The 17,074-nt window shown below is 60.7% G+C and carries 14 protein-coding genes; 11 read left to right on the plus strand and 3 right to left on the minus strand.

Annotation, left to right across the window (positions count from 1 at the left end; genetic code table 11):
• The 10 genes from tcyN to CD175_RS27830 all read left to right on the plus strand — a co-directional run bounded on the left by tcyN (position 1) and on the right by CD175_RS27830 (position 10,318).
• The gene (gene tcyN / locus CD175_RS27780; RefSeq protein ID WP_104451229.1) at positions 1 to 756 is read left to right on the plus strand and encodes an L-cystine ABC transporter ATP-binding protein TcyN; all 756 of its coding nucleotides are present in this window, start codon (positions 1 to 3) and stop codon (positions 754 to 756) included.
• Positions 757 to 1,238: 482 nt separating this feature from the next.
• A complete protein-coding gene (locus CD175_RS27785) occupies positions 1,239 to 2,003 on the plus strand; it encodes a hypothetical protein (protein ID WP_104451230.1) in 765 nt (254 codons plus the stop codon).
• 317 nt (positions 2,004 to 2,320) lie between these two features.
• On the plus strand, positions 2,321 to 3,553 hold the full coding sequence (locus tag CD175_RS27790; protein WP_104451231.1) for an SfnB family sulfur acquisition oxidoreductase: 1,233 nt from the start codon (positions 2,321 to 2,323) through the stop codon (positions 3,551 to 3,553).
• 23 nt (positions 3,554 to 3,576) lie between these two features.
• Positions 3,577 to 4,770: an SfnB family sulfur acquisition oxidoreductase gene (locus CD175_RS27795; RefSeq protein ID WP_104451232.1), complete on the plus strand. Its 1,194-nt coding sequence runs from the start codon at positions 3,577 to 3,579 to the stop codon at positions 4,768 to 4,770.
• Complete coding sequence (locus CD175_RS27800) at positions 4,771 to 6,123, plus strand: LLM class flavin-dependent oxidoreductase (protein WP_104451233.1); 1,353 nt, start codon at positions 4,771 to 4,773, stop codon at positions 6,121 to 6,123.
• Positions 6,124 to 6,197: 74 nt separating this feature from the next.
• A complete protein-coding gene (locus CD175_RS27805) occupies positions 6,198 to 7,007 on the plus strand; it encodes a MetQ/NlpA family ABC transporter substrate-binding protein (protein ID WP_015093004.1) in 810 nt (269 codons plus the stop codon).
• 2 nt (positions 7,008 to 7,009) lie between these two features.
• Positions 7,010 to 8,131, plus strand: coding sequence for a methionine ABC transporter ATP-binding protein (locus CD175_RS27810; RefSeq protein WP_104451234.1), 1,122 nt, complete (start codon positions 7,010 to 7,012; stop codon positions 8,129 to 8,131).
• The gene (locus CD175_RS27815) at positions 8,121 to 8,765 is read left to right on the plus strand and encodes a methionine ABC transporter permease (protein ID WP_104451235.1); all 645 of its coding nucleotides are present in this window, start codon (positions 8,121 to 8,123) and stop codon (positions 8,763 to 8,765) included. The genes CD175_RS27810 and CD175_RS27815 overlap by 11 nt, the downstream gene beginning before the upstream one ends.
• A 468-nt stretch (positions 8,766 to 9,233) precedes the next feature.
• Positions 9,234 to 9,572, plus strand: a complete 339-nt coding sequence (locus CD175_RS27825; RefSeq protein ID WP_104451237.1) for a DUF6124 family protein — start codon at positions 9,234 to 9,236, stop codon at positions 9,570 to 9,572.
• A 116-nt stretch (positions 9,573 to 9,688) separates the two neighbouring features.
• Entirely contained in the window at positions 9,689 to 10,318 is a 630-nt protein-coding gene (locus tag CD175_RS27830; RefSeq protein ID WP_104451238.1) for a class I SAM-dependent methyltransferase, read from the plus strand.
• A gap of 98 nt (positions 10,319 to 10,416) precedes the next feature.
• Here CD175_RS27830 and CD175_RS27835 read toward each other — a convergent pair whose 3' ends face one another.
• The 3 genes from CD175_RS27835 to CD175_RS27845 are packed head-to-tail and all read right to left on the minus strand — an operon-like array spanning position 10,417 to position 15,628.
• Positions 10,417 to 13,467, minus strand: a complete 3,051-nt coding sequence (locus CD175_RS27835; protein WP_104451239.1) for an efflux RND transporter permease subunit — start codon at positions 13,465 to 13,467, stop codon at positions 10,417 to 10,419.
• Positions 13,464 to 14,528 (minus strand): efflux RND transporter periplasmic adaptor subunit, encoded by a 1,065-nt coding sequence (locus CD175_RS27840; protein ID WP_104451240.1) that lies wholly within the window; start codon positions 14,526 to 14,528, stop codon positions 13,464 to 13,466. Before CD175_RS27840 ends, CD175_RS27835 begins: the two co-directional genes overlap by 4 nt.
• Positions 14,525 to 15,628 (minus strand): efflux RND transporter periplasmic adaptor subunit, encoded by a 1,104-nt coding sequence (locus tag CD175_RS27845; RefSeq protein WP_104451241.1) that lies wholly within the window; start codon positions 15,626 to 15,628, stop codon positions 14,525 to 14,527. The genes CD175_RS27840 and CD175_RS27845 overlap by 4 nt, the downstream gene beginning before the upstream one ends.
• A 177-nt stretch (positions 15,629 to 15,805) precedes the next feature.
• Here CD175_RS27845 and CD175_RS27850 point away from each other — a divergent pair, with 177 nt between their 5' ends.
• Entirely contained in the window at positions 15,806 to 17,002 is a 1,197-nt protein-coding gene (locus CD175_RS27850) for an AAA family ATPase (RefSeq protein WP_104451242.1), read from the plus strand.
• Positions 17,003 to 17,074 lie beyond the last annotated feature (72 nt).

Consider the following 17,074-nt stretch of genomic DNA (forward strand, 5'->3'; position numbering starts at 1 on the left):
ATGATTGTCGTGGAAAAACTGACAAAGCAGTTCAAGGGTCAAGTCGTGCTCAATGGCATCGATCTTGAGGTCAAGGAAGGCGAGGTGGTCGCGATCATCGGCCCCAGCGGTTCGGGCAAGACCACCTTTCTGCGCTGCCTGAATTTTCTGGAAGAACCCACCAGCGGCCGGATCAAGGTCGGCGATATCGAGATCGATACCAGCCGTCCCCTGAACCAGCAGCAGAGCCTGGTGCGACGCTTGCGCCAGCACGTGGGCTTCGTGTTCCAGAACTTCAACTTGTTCCCCCATCGCACCGCCCTGGAAAACGTCACCGAAGGCCCGATCGTGGTCAAGAAGACCCCGCACGCCGACGCTGTAGCCCTGGGCAAAAAACTCTTGGCCAAGGTCGGTCTGGCGGGCAAGGAGGACGCTTACCCGCGTCGCCTTTCCGGTGGCCAGCAACAGCGCGTGGCGATTGCCCGGGCGCTGGCGATGGAGCCCGAAGTGATCCTGTTCGATGAGCCGACCTCGGCCCTCGACCCGGAACTGGTGGGCGAGGTATTGGCGACCATCCGCGGCCTGGCCGAAGAGAAACGCACCATGGTGATCGTCACCCACGAAATGGGTTTTGCCCGGGACGTGGCCAACCGTGTGGTGTTTTTCGACAAGGGCGTGATCGTCGAACAAGGCGAAGCGAAGGCGTTGTTTGCCAACCCGAAAGAAGAGCGAACCCGGCAGTTCCTGAGCAAGTTCCTGAATAACGCTCACAACTAAAAACTCTGCGCAACAACGGTAAACTTCCATGGATGGAAGTGACACCCCTCGAAAGACGCTTCATTAATACCAAATCAAACTCATCTATTTAACATGCATCTCCTGTACACGTGCACGGTACAAATATATGCATCATGCTAATTAAGCAATGCCAATTCAATCAGTTCCTCTGTCGTAAGACGGTGCCCACGATTTGCACCATTCCACCCATTTCCCCCCGCTTTCAGCAGAAAAATTCGACGCACAGGCATAGTTTAATTACTTTGAACCGTAGGAACTTTCTGAATAGCACCATAGAACCACCATAACTAATAAATCTTATTGACACCTGATCCCTCTGACTCTTATCTAGTCTCCAGCCAGCGACACTCATCACATCTAACTCATTATTCCCGCTCAAAGTAATGAATGGTTTATCTGTTCGATTATTGGTTTTTGATATTCCAGAAACGGACTTCGTTGCAAGACTTCAAGGAGACTTCATGAATAGCACCTCGAACAAATCCGGGCTTGCGGCCCCAACCCTGGCGCAATCCAACAAGGCCGGCATCAACGTCACCTGCGCGGCGCACCTGCTGATCGATGTGGCGCCCTACCCCGCCATGGACGCAGGAGACCTGGTCGAACTGTTCTGGGACAACTGCTACGTGGCCTCCCGCGTGCTGACGGCCAGTGATGTCGGCCGACCGGTGCAGTTGCGGGTGCCTGAGAGTTTTGTCGCCAACGGTACCTCGCGCATTCACTACCGGGTCATGCAGATTGGTCGGGGTCCGGCGGTATCGGCCAGTCAAAACGTGCAGATCAAACTCGACTGTCCAGGCGGCCAACCCTCGGCGCTGTGCGGCGATGAAAACCAGTGCCTGGCGCCGGTGAGCATTCCCGAGGCGATTCGCCGTCAGGGGGTCAATCCGAGTCAGGTCAAACGCGGTGTTCCCTTGACCATCGAGCCGTACCTGAACATGGCCGTCGACGACGAAATTACCCTGCGCTGGGGCGATGTGCGCCTGGATCTGCCACCGCTCAAGTCCGCCGATGTGGGTCAGCCGATCCAGGTCTGGATACCGCCGGCCATCATCCTCGAAGCCGGCGAAGATCTGCGGCTGGAAGTGACGTACTGCATTCTCGATCGGGTGGGCAACAACTCCCGCTGGGCACCGGCCCGCACGCTGAAGATCGGTTGCGCCAATCCTTATCTGAAAGTCCCGAAGAGACAGCACCTCAAGGCTGCCGAGGCCCACAGACGATGATGTCGTTACTGTAAAAATTCAAAAGATCGCAGCCTTCGGCAGCTCCTACAGGGTTAAGGCATAAACCCCTGTAGGAGCTGCCGAAGGCTGCGATCTTGGCGACAGCGCCATTGCCACCCTTCTATCAATATTCCTAAAAGTTAGTTCATAAAATATTTATACACGTTTAGGGTATATACACCGGACCACCGGACATTCTTGTTTTCATGCGCGGCCACAAGCGGCGCTTCCATGAGATGTGAGGTAGGTATGGTCCGGAACACAATCACCCCAGTGCAGATCGCCAGGGCATTGCGAGCAGCCAAGGAGTGGCACTGATGTCCAGTCTGGCAGATGCAATCGTCCAGAGTGACCTGGACATCGCCCCGTTGTTGTTGCCCGCGCAAATCTTGCGCAACGATGCCCAAGCCATCAAGGCAGCCCACGAACTGGCGCACGTCGCGCGCCTGCAAGCAGCCAAACGTGACCAGTTGCGCAAGCTCCCATGGTCCGAAATCGAACTGTTCACCCGCAGCGGACTGGGCAGCATTTCCATCCCCCGCGAGTACGGTGGCCCGCAGGTTTCGTTCGTCACCCTGGCCGAGGTCTTCGCGATCATTTCCGCCGCCGACCCGGCGCTTGGGCAGATCCCGCAAAACCAGTTCGGCATTCTTAACCTGATCCTCGGCAGCGCCACCGAAGCGCAGAAAAGGCAACTGTTCAAAAGCGTGCTCGATGGCTGGCGCATCGGCAATGCCGGGCCGGAGCGCGGCACCAAAAACACACTGGAACTGAAGGCTCGCCTCACTGCCGACGGCGTCCTCAACGGCCAGAAGTTCTATTCCACCGGTGCACTGTTCGCCCATTGGGTTGCGGTCAAGGCATTGAACGACGACGGCAAACAAGTGCTGGCGTTCATCCGTCGCGGCACGCCGGGATTACGCATCGTCGATGACTGGTCCGGCTTTGGTCAGCGCACCACCGCCAGCGGCACGATTTTGCTCAACAACGTGCAGGTCGACCCCGAACTGGTTGTGGATAACTGGCGGATCAATGACACACCGAACATCCAGGGCGCCGTCTCTCAACTGATTCAGGCGGCCATCGACGCCGGTATCGCCCGGGGCGCCATCGACGACGCCATCGACTTCGTGAAAACCCGCGCCCGGCCGTGGATCGACGCCAAGGTCGAGCGAGCCAGCGATGACCTGTACGTGATCGCCGATATCGGCAAACTGAAAATCGAACTGCACGCCGCCGAAGCGCTGCTGCGCAAAGCCGGGCAGGTGCTCGATGAAGTCAGCGCCGCACCGCTCACCGCAGAGTCCGCCGCCCGCGCCTCGATTGCCGTGGCCGAAGCCAAAGTGCTGACCACTGAGATTTCGTTGCTGGCCAGCGAAAAGCTGTTCGAACTGGCCGGCAGCCGCGCCACCCTCGCCGAATTCAACCTCGACCGCCACTGGCGCAACGCCCGGGTGCACACGCTGCACGATCCGGTGCGCTGGAAATACCACGCCATCGGCGCCTATCGCCTCAACGGCACGCTGCCTAATCGTCATTCCTGGATTTAACGACCAGACATCTGGAGAAGCACATGAGCATTTCTCAACACGTCGCGGTCATCACCAGCGATGAGCAAGCCCTGATTGTCGCCAGCGATCTGGCCGAAGACTTCAAACGCGACAGCGCCCTGCGCGACCGCGAGCGCCGCTTGCCACACCCCGAACTGGAGGTGTTTTCCCGCTCGGGCCTGTGGGGCATCAGCGTGCCAAAGGAATATGGCGGCGCCGGTGTTTCCAACGTCACCCTGGCCAAGGTCATCGCCCTGATCGCCCAGGCCGACGGCTCGCTGGGGCAAATTCCGCAGAACCATTTTTATGCCCTCGAAGTGCTGCGCGTGAACGGCAGCCACGAGCAGAAAAAACGTCTTTATGCCGAAGTGCTGGCCGGCCAGCGCTTCGGTAATGCCCTCGCCGAACTCGGCACCAAAACCGCCCATGATCGCATCACCAGCCTGACTCGCGATGGCAGCGGCTATCGCATCAATGGCCGCAAGTTCTACGCCACCGGTGCGATTTACGCCCAGCGCATTCCCACCTCGGTGGTGGATGAAAACGGTGTGCAGCAACTGGCATTCGTCCCGCACAACAGCAAGGGCCTCACCGTAATTGACGACTGGAGCGGCTTCGGCCAGCGCACCACCGGCAGCGGTTCGGTGGTGTTCGAAGACGTCTACGTCGCTGCCGAAGACGTCATCCCCTTTCAAAGCGCCTTCGAGCGCCCGACCCCGGTCGGCCCGCTGGCGCAGATTCTCCATGCCGCCATCGACACCGGCATCGCCCGCGCCGCGTATGAGGATGCGCTGCACTTCGTGCGCACCAAAACCCGGCCGTGGATCGACGCCACCCACGAAAAAGCCACGGACGATCCACTGACCCTCAAGAGCTTCGGCCACCTGAGCATTCGCCTGCACGCCGCCGAGGCACTGCTGGAGCGTGCTGGCGAATACCTCGACAAAGCCCAGGCCGACACCCAGGCCGAGACCGTCGCAGCCGCATCGATTGCCGTCGCCGAAGCCCGTGCCCTGAGCACCGAAATCTCCCTGGCCGCCGGCAGCACGCTGTTCGAACTGGCCGGCAGCCAGGCGACCTTGATCGAACACGGTCTCGACCGCCACTGGCGCAACGCCCGGGTGCACACCCTGCACGACCCGGCGCGCTGGAAGTACCACGCCGTGGGCAACTACTACCTCAACGATGAAAACCCGCCACTGCGGGGGACCATCTGAATGGCTAAAAAGAAGATCCTGCTCAATGCCTTCAACATGAACTGCATCGGGCACATCAACCACGGTTTGTGGACGCATCCGCGCGACACGTCCACCCGCTACAACACGATCGAATACTGGACCGAGCTGGCGCAATTGCTCGAGCGCGGGCTGTTCGACGGCCTGTTCATCGCCGACATCGTCGGGGTCTACGACGTCTACCAGAATTCGGTGGACGTGCCGCTGAAAGAATCGATCCAGCTGCCGGTCAACGACCCGCTCTTGCTGGTGTCGGCCATGGCCGCGGTGACGAAAAACCTCGGCTTCGGCCTGACCGCCAACCTCACCTACGAAGCGCCGTACCTGTTCGCCCGACGCCTGTCGACGCTGGATCACCTCAGCCGTGGCCGGGTCGGCTGGAACATCGTCACCGGCTACCTGGACAGCGCCGCCAAGGCCATGGGCCTGAGCGAACAGGTCGAGCATGACCGTCGCTACGACCAGGCCGACGAGTACCTGGAGGTGCTCTACAAACTCCTGGAAGGCAGCTGGGAAAACGGCGCGGTGCTGAACGATCCGCAGCAGCGGATCTATGCGCAGCCTGAGAAAGTGCACAAAGTCGAGCACAAGGGCGAGTTCTATCAAGTCGAGGGTTATCACCTCTGCGAACCCTCGCCACAACGCACGCCGGTGCTGTTCCAGGCCGGTAGCTCGGATCGCGGCTTGCTGTTCGCCGGGCGGCATGCCGAGTGCGTGTTCATCAGCGGCCAGACCAAGGCATCGACCAAGGCGCAGGTGGACAAGGTCCGTGCCAGTGCCGTCGAAGCCGGGCGCAATCCCGAGGACATCAAGGTGTTCATGGGCCTGAACGTGATCGTCGGCGCCACCGAAGAGCAGGCCTGGGCCAAGCACGCCGAGTACCTGAGCTACGCCAGTGCCGAGGCCGGCGTGGCGCACTTTTCGGCGTCCACCGGGATCGATTTTTCCCAATATGAAATCGACGAGCCGATCCAGTACGTGAAGAGCAACGCGATCCAGTCCGCCACCAAACACCTGCAAAACAACGACTGGACCCGACGCAAATTGCTGGAGCAACACGCCCTCGGTGGCCGCTACATCACCGTGGTCGGCTCACCGCAGCAAGTGGCGGATGAGCTGGAATCGTGGATCGCCGAAACCGGGCTGGATGGTTTCAACCTGACCCGTATCGTCACCCCGGAAAGCTATGAGGATTTCATCGAGCTGGTGATTCCCGAGTTGCAGCGGCGGGGGTCGTACAAGACGGCGTACGACAGCGGCACCTTGCGCGAAAAGCTGTTTCAGCAGGAGGCGCATCTGCCTGAGCAACATACGGGCTCGACTTACCGACGCTAAGAGCATCGCTGGCAAGCCAGCGATGAGGCCCGACCAAACACCAAAAATTCATTGCCCTGACTGGAAAAAACACCATGAAAAAGCACTACCTCTCTCACCCAGTCAAAGCACTGGCCCTGGCCCTCGGCCTGTTCAGCTCTGCGGTTTTCGCCGCCGACGCGCCGCTGAAAATCGGCACCACCGCCGCTTTCGCCATTCCCCTTGAAGCAGCCGTCGAAGAGGCTTCCAAACAAGGCCTGAAAGTCGAGCTGGTGGAGTTCACCGACTGGATCGCGCCGAACGTCAGCCTCGCCGCCGGCGACATCGACGTGAACTACTTCCAGCACATCCCGTTCCTGGAAAACGCCAAGGCCGCCTCGGGTTTCGACCTGGTGCCGTTCGCGCCGGGAATCATCAACAACGTCGGCCTCTACTCGAAAAAATACAAAAGCTTCGACGAACTGCCGCAAGGCGCCAGCGTGGCCATCGCCAACGACCCGATCAACAGCGGTCGAGGCTTGCAACTGCTGGCCAAGGCCGGCCTGATCACCCTCAAGCCCGGTGTCGGCTACAAGGCCACCGAAGAAGACATCATCGCCAACCCGAAGAAAATCAAGATCCTCCAGGTCGAAGCCGTGCAACTGGTACGTGCCTATGACGATGCCGATCTGGTGCAGGGCTACCCGGCCTACATTCGCTTGTCGAAAACCTTCGATGCCGGCTCCGCACTGCTGTTCGACGGCCTCGATCACAAGGAATACGTGATTCAATTCGTGATCCAGCCGAAGAGCAAAACCGACCCGCGCCTGATCAAGTTCGTCGACATCTACCAGCACTCACCTGCGGTGCGCGCTGCACTGGATAAAGCTCACGGCAAGCTCTATCAAGCCGGCTGGGAAAGCTGAGCATGACCGCCGCCATCCAACGGCGACTGGAGAATCCAGAGCCGCAAAGCGCCGAGCGCACCGAACTGCATCCCGAACTCAACCATGCCCACGTGCGCTTCATCGGCGTGGGCAAAACCTACAACGGCCAACAAGGCCCGGTGGCCGCGTTGCACGGCATCGACCTGGCGATCCAGCACGGCGAAGTGTTCGGCATCATCGGCCGCAGCGGCGCCGGCAAGTCGTCGCTGATTCGCACCATCAATCGCCTGGAGCAACCGAGCAGCGGTCGGGTACTGATCGATCAGGTCGACATCGGCGACTTCGACGAAGACCGCCTGGTGGCGCTGCGTCGGCGCATCGGCATGATCTTCCAGCACTTCAATTTAATGTCGGCCAAGACCGTTTGGCAGAACGTCGAACTGCCGCTGAAAGTCGCCGGTGTGTCCAAGGAAAAACGCGAGCTGAAAGTCCGTGAATTGCTGGAACTGGTGGGTCTACAAGCCAAACACAAGGCTTACCCGGCGCAGTTGTCCGGCGGGCAGAAACAGCGCGTGGGCATTGCCCGGGCGCTAGTGCATGACCCGCAAATTCTGCTGTGCGACGAAGCCACCTCGGCGCTGGACCCCGAGACCACGCAGTCGATCCTCGGCCTGCTGCGCGAGATCAACCGGCGCCTGGGCCTGACCATTGTGCTGATCACCCACGAGATGGCGGTGATCCGCGAGATCTGTGATCGGGTAGTCGTCCTCGAACACGGGCGCATCGTCGAGCAGGGGCCGGTGTGGGAAGTCTTCGGCAATCCACAACATGAGGTCAGCAAGACGTTGCTGGCGCCGTTGCAACACGCATTGCCGGAAGAACTGCAAAACCGTCTGCAGCCGCAATCGAGCGCCCCGGATGCAGCCGTGGTCCTGCGCTTGCAGTTCACCGGCAACCAACGCGACGAGCCGGACCTGGCGGCACTGTTCAGCGCCCTCGGAGGCCGCGTGCGATTGCTGCAAGGCGGCGTGGAACGGATTCAGGGCCATGCCCTCGGGCAACTGCTGCTGGCGGTGACGGGCTCACCCCTCGGTGCCGAAGAATTGCGTCAACGCGCCAGCCAATGGGCGCAACAGGTGGAGGTGCTGGGTTATGTGGTTTGATCGCTTGCTGCAGGGTTTTATCGACACGTTCCTGATGGTCGGCGTGTCGTCGCTCATCGCGCTGTTGGCGGGCATTCCGCTGGCGGTGATCCTGGTCACCAGCTCCAAGGGCGGCATCTACGAAGCCCCGGCGCTGAACCGCGTTTTGGGTGCTTTCGTGAACCTGTTTCGCTCGGTACCTTTCCTGATTTTGATGGTGGCCTTGATTCCGTTCACGCGGTTGATTGTCGGCACTACTTACGGCGTCTGGGCGGCCGTAGTGCCGTTGACCATCGCGGCCACGCCGTTCTTTGCCCGCATTGCCGAGGTCAGCTTGCGCGAGGTCGATCAAGGGTTGATCGAAGCGGCGCAAGCCATGGGCTGCCGGCGCTGGCACATCGTCTGGCATGTGTTGTTGCCGGAAGCACTGCCGGGGATCGTCGGCGGGTTCACGATTACCTTGGTGACGATGATCAACTCATCGGCCATGGCCGGGGCGATTGGTGCGGGCGGGTTGGGGGATATTGCCTATCGGTATGGGTATCAGCGCTTTGATAGCCAGATCATGTTGACGGTGATTGTGTTGCTGGTGGCGTTGGTGGCGGTGATTCAGTTGGGTGGGGATCGGTTGGCTCGGGGCCTCAACAAGCGGTAGCCCTGTAGGAGCGAGCTTGCTCGCGATGGAGGTCAACGATAACGCGGGAAACCTGATTCCCCACGACGCCCTCAGGTCTTTCGCGAGCAAGCTCGCTCCTACACGAGTGGCGATCCTGGCGATATTTCGTACAAAGAAATCAGTGCTTCCGAAGGCCCGTTCCCTTTCCTTTGCAGGACATTTCCTAGATCATTTCGCTCGCTTGCGCCTGCCAAATCCGGTGGCTAGTCTCGGTCCGTCACTGCTCATCAGTGATCGGGTTTAGTAGCCCGGAACAATAGGCGCATAGCGATTCCATGCTCATGTCCGGCAAATTTTGCCGCATGCAGAATATGGTGGCTGTGCGTGGGGTACCTTCGGGTGCACCGGTTTTCCTATTGACCGGCCTACTAACCTGCGTACAGCCGCCACCCAATCGTTTAGTAGGCGATAAGTGATGGCTCCCATGCAGCAATAGGAGTAACACTCATGGAAAAATCCGTTCCCGATCCCCCCGAAACCTCCACCGACGACCCACTCAGGGATCGCTCAGCGCTCTACCGCGCCATCGATTTCCACCTCACCGGCAAGCAACCCGCACCACCCGATGAAATGCGCTTCTACAACGTCAGCAAGGACGTGAGCTTCGAAGACACCCAACTCTATGTCGCCGACCTGCTGCGCTGTGCTTCGGTCACGGCGTATCAATGTGGCGACCAGCTCAAGGGGGCCGACCGGGCGATGGTGTATTCGATCTGGCATTTGCTGGAGATTGCCAAGGCGATGGTGGATCACTCCATTGAGTGTTTGGGGATGAAAAAGGGCTGAGTCTGACTTTAATCATCGGTTGTCTGTGGGAGCGAGCTTGCTCGCGATGGGCTGCGCAGCAGCCCCCGGCGCCATGGCGTATATTCGGTGAATCCAAATTGCCTGCGCAGCCGACCATGAAGCAAACACCCGACGACCTCGAACAGATCACCGCCACCACCCTGGGCCATTACAACGCAGTGGCCGAAGACTTTCGTGAAGGCACGCGCGATCACGACGTCAGCCAGAACATCGATGCCCTGTTGCGGCACATCCAGGGTGAGGCGCCTTTCGACATTCTCGACTTCGGCTGCGGACCCGGTCGTGATCTGCAAACCTTCACCCGCATGGGCCACACAGCCGTCGGCCTCGACGGTTCGGAAAAATTCGCGCAGATGGCCCGGGACGACAGCGGTTGCGAGGTGTGGCAACAGGACTTCCTGAAGCTTGATCTGCCGGCCGAGCGTTTCGACGGAATTTTTGCCAATGCGGTGCTGTTTCATGTTCCGCGTCAGGAATTACCACGGGTGCTGAAGCAGTTGTGGGGAACGTTGAAACCGGGCGGGGTGTTGTTCAGTTCCAATCCCCGTGGCGAGAATCAGGAGGGCTGGAACGGGCCACGTTATGGGTCGTATCACGACCTGGCGGCCTGGCAGCAGTTGCTGATCGAGGCGGGTTTTGTCGAGTTGGAGCATTACTACCGGCCGGCCGGGCTGCCGCGGGAGCAGCAGCCTTGGTTGGCGAGTGTGTGGCGTAAAGCTGTGTAGTCAGTCCCGACGCCATCGCGAGCAAGCTCGCTCCCACAGTTGACCGCGTACACCTGTGGGAGCGAGCTTGCTCGCGATGAGCGCGAAGCGCTCGCTTCTTAAACAGCCTCTTTCTTCGGCTCGCGAATCTTGTACCAGGCCACATACAGCGCCGGCAAAAACAGCAGCGTCAGCAAGGTGGCGATGACGATCCCGCCGATCATCGCGTAAGCCATCGGCCCCCAGAACACTTCCCGGGCAATCGGGATCATCCCCATGCTCGCCGCCGCTGCGGTCAGCAGGATCGGACGACGCCGATGTTCGGTGGCCTGCACCACCGCATCCCACGGCGCATAACCCTTCTGCTCGTACTCCTCGATCTGGGTCACCAGGATCACCGAGTTACGGATGATGATACCGATCAACGCGAGAATCCCGAGGATCGCCACGAAGCCCATGGGCGTACCCGTAGGCACCAGCGCGATCACCACGCCGATCAGCCCCAGCGGCGCGACGCTGGCCACCAGGAACAGTTTCTGCACGCTGTGCAGCTGGATCATCAGGAAGGTCGCCATCAGGAACAGCATCAGCGGCACAACCTTGGCAATCGGGCCCTGGGCCTTGCCGCTTTCCTCCACCGTACCACCGGTGGCGACCTTGTAGCCCGCCGGCAGTTTGGCAGCGAACGCGTCGATGGACGGCTTGAGGATTTTCACCAGGTCCGTCGGCTGGATCTCGTCGCGGATCGCCGCCTTGATGGTGATGGTCGGCAGGCGGTCGCGACGCCACACCAGCGGCTGCTCCAGTTCGTAGCGCACCGTGGCGAACGCCAGCAGCGGAATCGACGTGCCGTTCGGCGTGACGATTTGCAGGTTCTGCAGGGTTTCCGGCGTTCCGCGTTCGGAATCCACCGCACGACCGACCACGTTGATCAGGTAAATGTCGTCATCGACCTGGGTCACCGACTGGCCGCTGACGATGCCGTTCATCAGGTTGGCCACATCCTCGGAAGACAACCCCAACTGCCGCGCCTTGTCCTGGGCGATGTCGATGCGCAGCACTTTGCCCGGTTCGTTCCAGTCGTAGATGATCTCGCCAATGTGCGGGTTCTTGTCCAGCTCCGTGGCCAGGTCGATGGCATGTCGGCGCACCTGGTCGATGTCCTTGCCGCTGATCCGGTACTGGATCGGACGCCCTACCGGCGGACCCATTTCCAGTGCCTGGACATAACTGCCGATGCCGACGAAGTCGTTGCGCAAGCGCTCGCGAAGCTTCTGCATCATGGCCTCACGCGTGTGGCCTTTGCTGACGATCACCAACTGCGCGTAGAAGGGGTTCTGCAGTTGCTGGTCCAGTGGCAGATAGAAGCGGATCGCGCCCTGCCCGATATAAGTGCTCCAGCGCTCGATGTCCGGATCGTCCTTGAGCGTGGCTTCGAGGCGATCGACGGCCCGGCGGGTTTCGTCGATCGAGGCGTTTTGCGGCAGGTTCAGGTCCATCAGGATTTCCGGCCGGTCCGACGACGGGAAGAACTGGTTCTGCACGAAGCGCATGCAAAACAGCGCCAGCACAAAACACAGCACCGTAATGCCGATGGCCCACCAGCGATTGCGCATGCACCACAGCAGCCCACCGTTGAACGCCTTGCCGATGCGCCCGCGTTCACCTTCATGAGGTTTCACTTTGGTGCTGAGAATGTGCACGCCGATCACCGGCGCAAACAGAACCGCCACCACCCACGACACCAGCATCGCACAGGCAATCACCGCAAACAGGGTGTAGGTGTATTCGCCGGCCGAGCTGGCGTTCAAGCCGATCGGCACGAAGCCCGCCACCGTCACCAACGTACCGGTGAGCATCGGAAACGCCGTGGAGGTGTAGGCGAAGGTTGCCGCCTGCTCCTTGGTCTCGCCCAATTCCAGGCGCGTGACCATCATCTCCACGGTGATCATCGCATCGTCCACCAACAGGCCGAGGGCGATGATCAGTGCACCGAGGGAAATCCGCTGCATGGTGATACCGCTGTACTCCATGAATACAAACACCATCGCCAGCACCAGCGGGATCGAGCAGGCCACCACCAGCCCGGCGCGCACGCCAAGGCTGACGAAGCTGACCAGCAGCACGATCACCACTGCCTCGAACAACGCGCTGGTAAAGCCGCCGACGGCCTCCTCGACCACCACGGCCTGGTCGGACACGTTGTAAATGCCGACGCCCACCGGCAAGTCGGCGGTCAACTCGTCAATACGGGCGTGCAAGGCCTTGCCGAATGCCTGGACGTTGCCACCCTTCTGCATGGCAATCGCCAGGCCGATGGCCGGTTTGCCGTTGAAGCGGAATTCCGGCGAGGCCGGATCGACGTAACCGCGGCGGATTTCGGCAATGTCGGCCAGGCGATAGTAGCGGTCGTTGAGCTTGAGGTTGACCTCGGCCAGGTCTTTCTCCGAAGCGAACTTCCCTGACGTGCGCACCGAAATCCGCTCCGGTCCGGCCTCGATGACACCCGCCGGGGTCACGGCGTTCTGGGATTGCAGGCTCTGCACCACCTGACGCTCATCGATGCCCAGCGCGGCGAGTTTGCGCGTGGAGAAGTTCAGGTAAAGCACTTCGTCCTGCTGGCCGACCATTTCGATCTTGCCCAGCCCCGGCACACCGCGAATCTCCATGCGCGCCTGTTCCACGTAATCGCGCAACTGACGCAGGGTCAAGCCGTCGGCGGTGAAGGCGTAGATCGACCCGAAGACGTCACCGAACTCGTCGTTGAACGACGGCCCCTGTATGCCCTGCGGGAACTGGTATCTGATGTCGTTGATCTTCTTGCGCACCTGGTACCAGATTTCCGGGATGTCCTTGGCACCGGTGGTGTCGCGCAGGTACACGTACACCGTCGATTCGCCGGGGCGCGTGTAGCTTTTCACGTAGTCGAGGGAGTCGAGCTCTTCGAGCTTTTTCTCGATCCTGTCGGTGATCTGCTTGAGGGTTTCCTCCTGGGTCGCCCCCGGCCATTTGCTCTGGATCACCATGGTTTTGATGGTGAACGACGGGTCTTCTTCGCGCCCCAGGTTGAAATACGAGAACACACCCATCAGCAACGCGACGAACATCAGATACCAGATGAACGACTGATGCTTGAGGGCCCATTCCGAGAGGTTGAAAGGCCCTTTCATTGACTGTCCTCGTCGAATTTCACTTGCTGCCCCGGTTTGAGGCTGTTGACACCGGCACTGACCACCCGCTCGCCGTTCTTCACGCCGCCGGCCAGCACTACGGTGCTGTCGGTGCGGCTGATCACGGTGATGTCACGGGGGGAGACGGTTTTACTCTGTGCATCGATCACCCAGATGCGCGGTTTGCCATCGACCTTCTGCAGCGCGGTGACTGGCAACTCGATGCGCGGCTTGATCGCCGTGCTCAGGGTGACGCTGATGGCCGTGCCCAAGCGGAAACCCTGTGGCGTTTCGGCCAGGGTCAGGCGGGCGCGACGGGTGCGTGTCGCGCTTTGAGCCTGGGGTTCGATTTCACGGATGATGGCGGTGGTGTTGAGGCTCGGATCGAGTTGCGCAGCAACCTGAAACACCACATCGCTGGGCAACTGATCAACGAGGGTATCGGGCAGGTCGATCACTGCTTCCTTGATGTCCGGTTGCGCCAGGGTCACCACTTGCTGACCCGCCGTCACCACTTGCCCGGCCTCGGCGCTCCACGCGGTGACCACGGCCTTATGGTCGGCGCGCAGCTCGGTGTAGCCCAATTGGTCTTTGCTCTGGTTGACGGCCGCCCGGGCCTGATCGAGGGAGGCCTGGGTGGTTTTCAGGTCCGTGTTGGCCGCGTCGAGTTGCGCTTGTGCGCCGACCCCGCGATCGAACAGGGCTTGTTGACGCTGGGCACTGGCCTTGGCATTGATCAGTTGCGCCTGGATTTTCGCCAGGTCGCCCTGGGCCGAACGCAATTGGTTCTGCTGATCGGAAGGATCGAGGGTGGCGAGCAGTGTCCCCTTCTCCACCTCGGCGCCGACATCGACGTTACGACTGGCGATCCGCCCGCCCACGCGGAAGCCGGTATCGCTTTGATAGCGCGCCTGGATGCTGCCGGCGAAGCGGCCCAGGTCCTCTTCGTTCAAGGTCTGGACCTTGATCGACAACACCGGCCGTACCGGTGCCGGCGGTGGTTCGCTTTTGGAACAGGCGCTCAGCACCAGCCCGATGGACAACGCCCATAAAGGCTTCATGGCTTGGCTCCCCACGTCAGATCCTTGTAAGTGTCTTCGGCAATCTCGACTTCCATGTCAGGGTGCAAGAGTTGGCCGCCCGCGATGATGACTTTGTCGCCGTCTTTCAACCCGCCGCTGATGATGACCTTGCCGGTCAGGTAACGGCCGACAGTGACCGAATGCAACTGGGCCTTGCCCTTGTCGTCGACAATCCAGACAGCAGGTTCACTGATGTTTTTGGTCAGCGCCGACCACGGCAACTCAATGACCGATTTGCCCGATCCCCTGGCCGTGGCACTCACCACCGAGCCCAACTGCATGCCGTCGGGCAGACTGTTGAGGCCGACCTTGACCTGCACGGTACCGGATTGCGCCGACACCGCCGGGGTGATTTCGCGCACGGTGCCGGTGGTTTTGATCGCCGGGTTGTCGAGCAGGCTCAGGACAATGGTGTCATCGCTCGGCTTCTCGGCCAGCAGCGATTCATAAACGTTGAACACCGCATCGCGGTCGCCGTCACGGGCCAGGCTGAAGATCGGCATCGTCGCCTGAACCACCTGGCCGACCTCCGCCTGGCGCTCGGTAATGATCCCCGGCGCATCGGCGATCAGCGCCGTATAGCTCAACTGATCCTTGGCATTGGCCAACTGCGCCTGGGCAGCGCTCAGGGCGCTCTGGCTGCTGTTCAAGGCGGCCTGGGCCGAGTCATATTCACTCTGGCTGGTATAACCCTTGGGCAGGAGTTTTTGCTGGCGTACGAATGCCGCCGCGTTCTGCTTCACCCGCGCCTGTTCGGCGGCCACTTGGGCCTGGGCCGAGTCGACGTTGCTCTGCAAGTCCTTGGGGTCGAGCCGGGCCAGCACTTGCTTGGCGGTTACTCGATCGCCGACGTCAACCGAACGCTGGATGATCTTGCCACCCACACGGAAAGACAGCTCGGTCTGTATCCGCGCCTGAATATCACCGGTGAGGGTAACCGGGGCCGCGTAGTCCGCCTGCTTGACGACTTGCACGAACACCCGTGGCAGGTATTCCTGTACGGGTTTTTTCTGGTCGCAAGCCGTCAGCAGGGTGACGACACTCAAGGCCATGACTACTTTGAATCCGGGAACCACCATGCAAACTCCTTGGCCTTTTTCATGTACAGCACGACAGAGAGCTTAGAACAGGATAGCAACCTTGCACGAGCGTCTTATGAAGAAAAAATTCACCCTGCCTTACGTCCAGAACACTTGCGCTAGACACCTGCCCGTAACGGACAATGGGCCTCGCTTGACCCCGCCACAGGAACCCACATGCTCAACACGCTCGCGGTAGCCAACTACCGCTCGATCAACAAACTGGTGATCCCGCTGGGCCGACTGAATCTGATCACCGGCCCCAACGGCAGCGGCAAGTCCAACCTGTACCGTGCGCTGCGCCTGCTGGCGGAAACCGCCCACGGTGGCGTGGTCAATGCCCTGGCCCGTGAAGGCGGGCTGGATTCGACCTTCTGGGCCGGCCCGGAAACCCTCTCCCGGCGCATGCGCACCGGCGAAGTCGCCATCGAGCCCACCGTGCGCCAAGGCGTCAAGCGCCTGCGCCTGGGGTTTGCGGGAGAAGATTTCGGCTACTCGATCAGCCTCGGCCTTCCCGATTCCAATGGCCATTTCATGCTGCCCGGGCACAGTTCGCCGATACCGTCCTATTTCAGTCTCGACCCGCAGATCAAACGTGAATGCCTGTGGGCAGGCGCGTTCTACCGCCCGGCCAGTCTGCTGGTCGATCGTGACGGCCCGATGATCCGTGCCCGCTCCGAGCGCAAGTGGGATGTGCTGGCGCAGCACACGCCGACGTTCGACAGCCTGTTCGATCAGGTCGGCAGCCTGCGCGGTTCACCGGAAGTGCTGGAGATGCGCGAGTTCATCCGCCGCTGGCGCTTTTACGATCATTTTCGCAGCGATGCCGACGCCCCGGCGCGTCAACCGCAACTGGGCACTCGCACGCCGGTGCTGCATCACGACGGACGCGATCTGGCGGCGGCCTTGCAGACGATCATCGAAATCGGCGATCCCGACGCCTTGCGGGCGGCGATCAGCGACGCCTTCCCCGGCGCTCGGTTGAATATCGACCCTCTGCCCGGTGGACGCTTCGCCATCGAGTTCTTTCAGGAAGGTTTGTTGCGGCCGCTGTCAGCCGCCGAACTGTCGGACGGAACCTTGCGTTACCTGCTGCTGGTCGCGGCGCTGCTGACGCCACGGCCGCCGACACTGATGGTGCTGAACGAACCGGAAACCAGCCTGCATCCGGATCTGCTGCCGGCGCTGGCACGCTTGATCATCCGTGCCTCGGCGCAGTGCCAGGTGTGGGTGGTGTCCCATGCCCGGCGCTTGATTTCGGCGTTGCAGGAGGACCCGGACTGCAACTGCATCGTGCTGGAGAAAAATCTTGGCCAGACCGGGATCGTGGGCCAGCGCATGCTGGATGAGCCGGCATGGTATTGGCCGGATTGAGCGCATAAAACCAAAAAATATCGCAGCCTTCGGCAGCTCCTACAGGGCCCCTGCAAACCTTTGTAGGAGCTG

It is taken from the genome of Pseudomonas laurylsulfatiphila, from assembly GCF_002934665.1.
GTDB lineage: Bacteria > Pseudomonadota > Gammaproteobacteria > Pseudomonadales > Pseudomonadaceae > Aquipseudomonas > Aquipseudomonas laurylsulfatiphila.

Coding starts and splice junctions, on each gene's coding strand:
- tcyN (WP_104451229.1), top strand. CDS start 1: ATGATTGTCGTGGAAAAACTGACAAAGCAGTTCAAGGGTCAAGTCGTG.
- CD175_RS27785 (WP_104451230.1), top strand. CDS start 1,239: ATGAATAGCACCTCGAACAAATCCGGGCTTGCGGCCCCAACCCTGGCG.
- CD175_RS27790 (WP_104451231.1), top strand. CDS start 2,321: ATGTCCAGTCTGGCAGATGCAATCGTCCAGAGTGACCTGGACATCGCC.
- CD175_RS27795 (WP_104451232.1), top strand. CDS start 3,577: ATGAGCATTTCTCAACACGTCGCGGTCATCACCAGCGATGAGCAAGCC.
- CD175_RS27800 (WP_104451233.1), top strand. CDS start 4,771: ATGGCTAAAAAGAAGATCCTGCTCAATGCCTTCAACATGAACTGCATC.
- CD175_RS27805 (WP_015093004.1), top strand. CDS start 6,198: ATGAAAAAGCACTACCTCTCTCACCCAGTCAAAGCACTGGCCCTGGCC.
- CD175_RS27810 (WP_104451234.1), top strand. CDS start 7,010: ATGACCGCCGCCATCCAACGGCGACTGGAGAATCCAGAGCCGCAAAGC.
- CD175_RS27815 (WP_104451235.1), top strand. CDS start 8,121: ATGTGGTTTGATCGCTTGCTGCAGGGTTTTATCGACACGTTCCTGATG.
- CD175_RS27825 (WP_104451237.1), top strand. CDS start 9,234: ATGGAAAAATCCGTTCCCGATCCCCCCGAAACCTCCACCGACGACCCA.
- CD175_RS27830 (WP_104451238.1), top strand. CDS start 9,689: ATGAAGCAAACACCCGACGACCTCGAACAGATCACCGCCACCACCCTG.
- CD175_RS27835 (WP_104451239.1), bottom strand. CDS start 13,467: ATGAAAGGGCCTTTCAACCTCTCGGAATGGGCCCTCAAGCATCAGTCG.
- CD175_RS27840 (WP_104451240.1), bottom strand. CDS start 14,528: ATGAAGCCTTTATGGGCGTTGTCCATCGGGCTGGTGCTGAGCGCCTGT.
- CD175_RS27845 (WP_104451241.1), bottom strand. CDS start 15,628: ATGGTGGTTCCCGGATTCAAAGTAGTCATGGCCTTGAGTGTCGTCACC.
- CD175_RS27850 (WP_104451242.1), top strand. CDS start 15,806: ATGCTCAACACGCTCGCGGTAGCCAACTACCGCTCGATCAACAAACTG.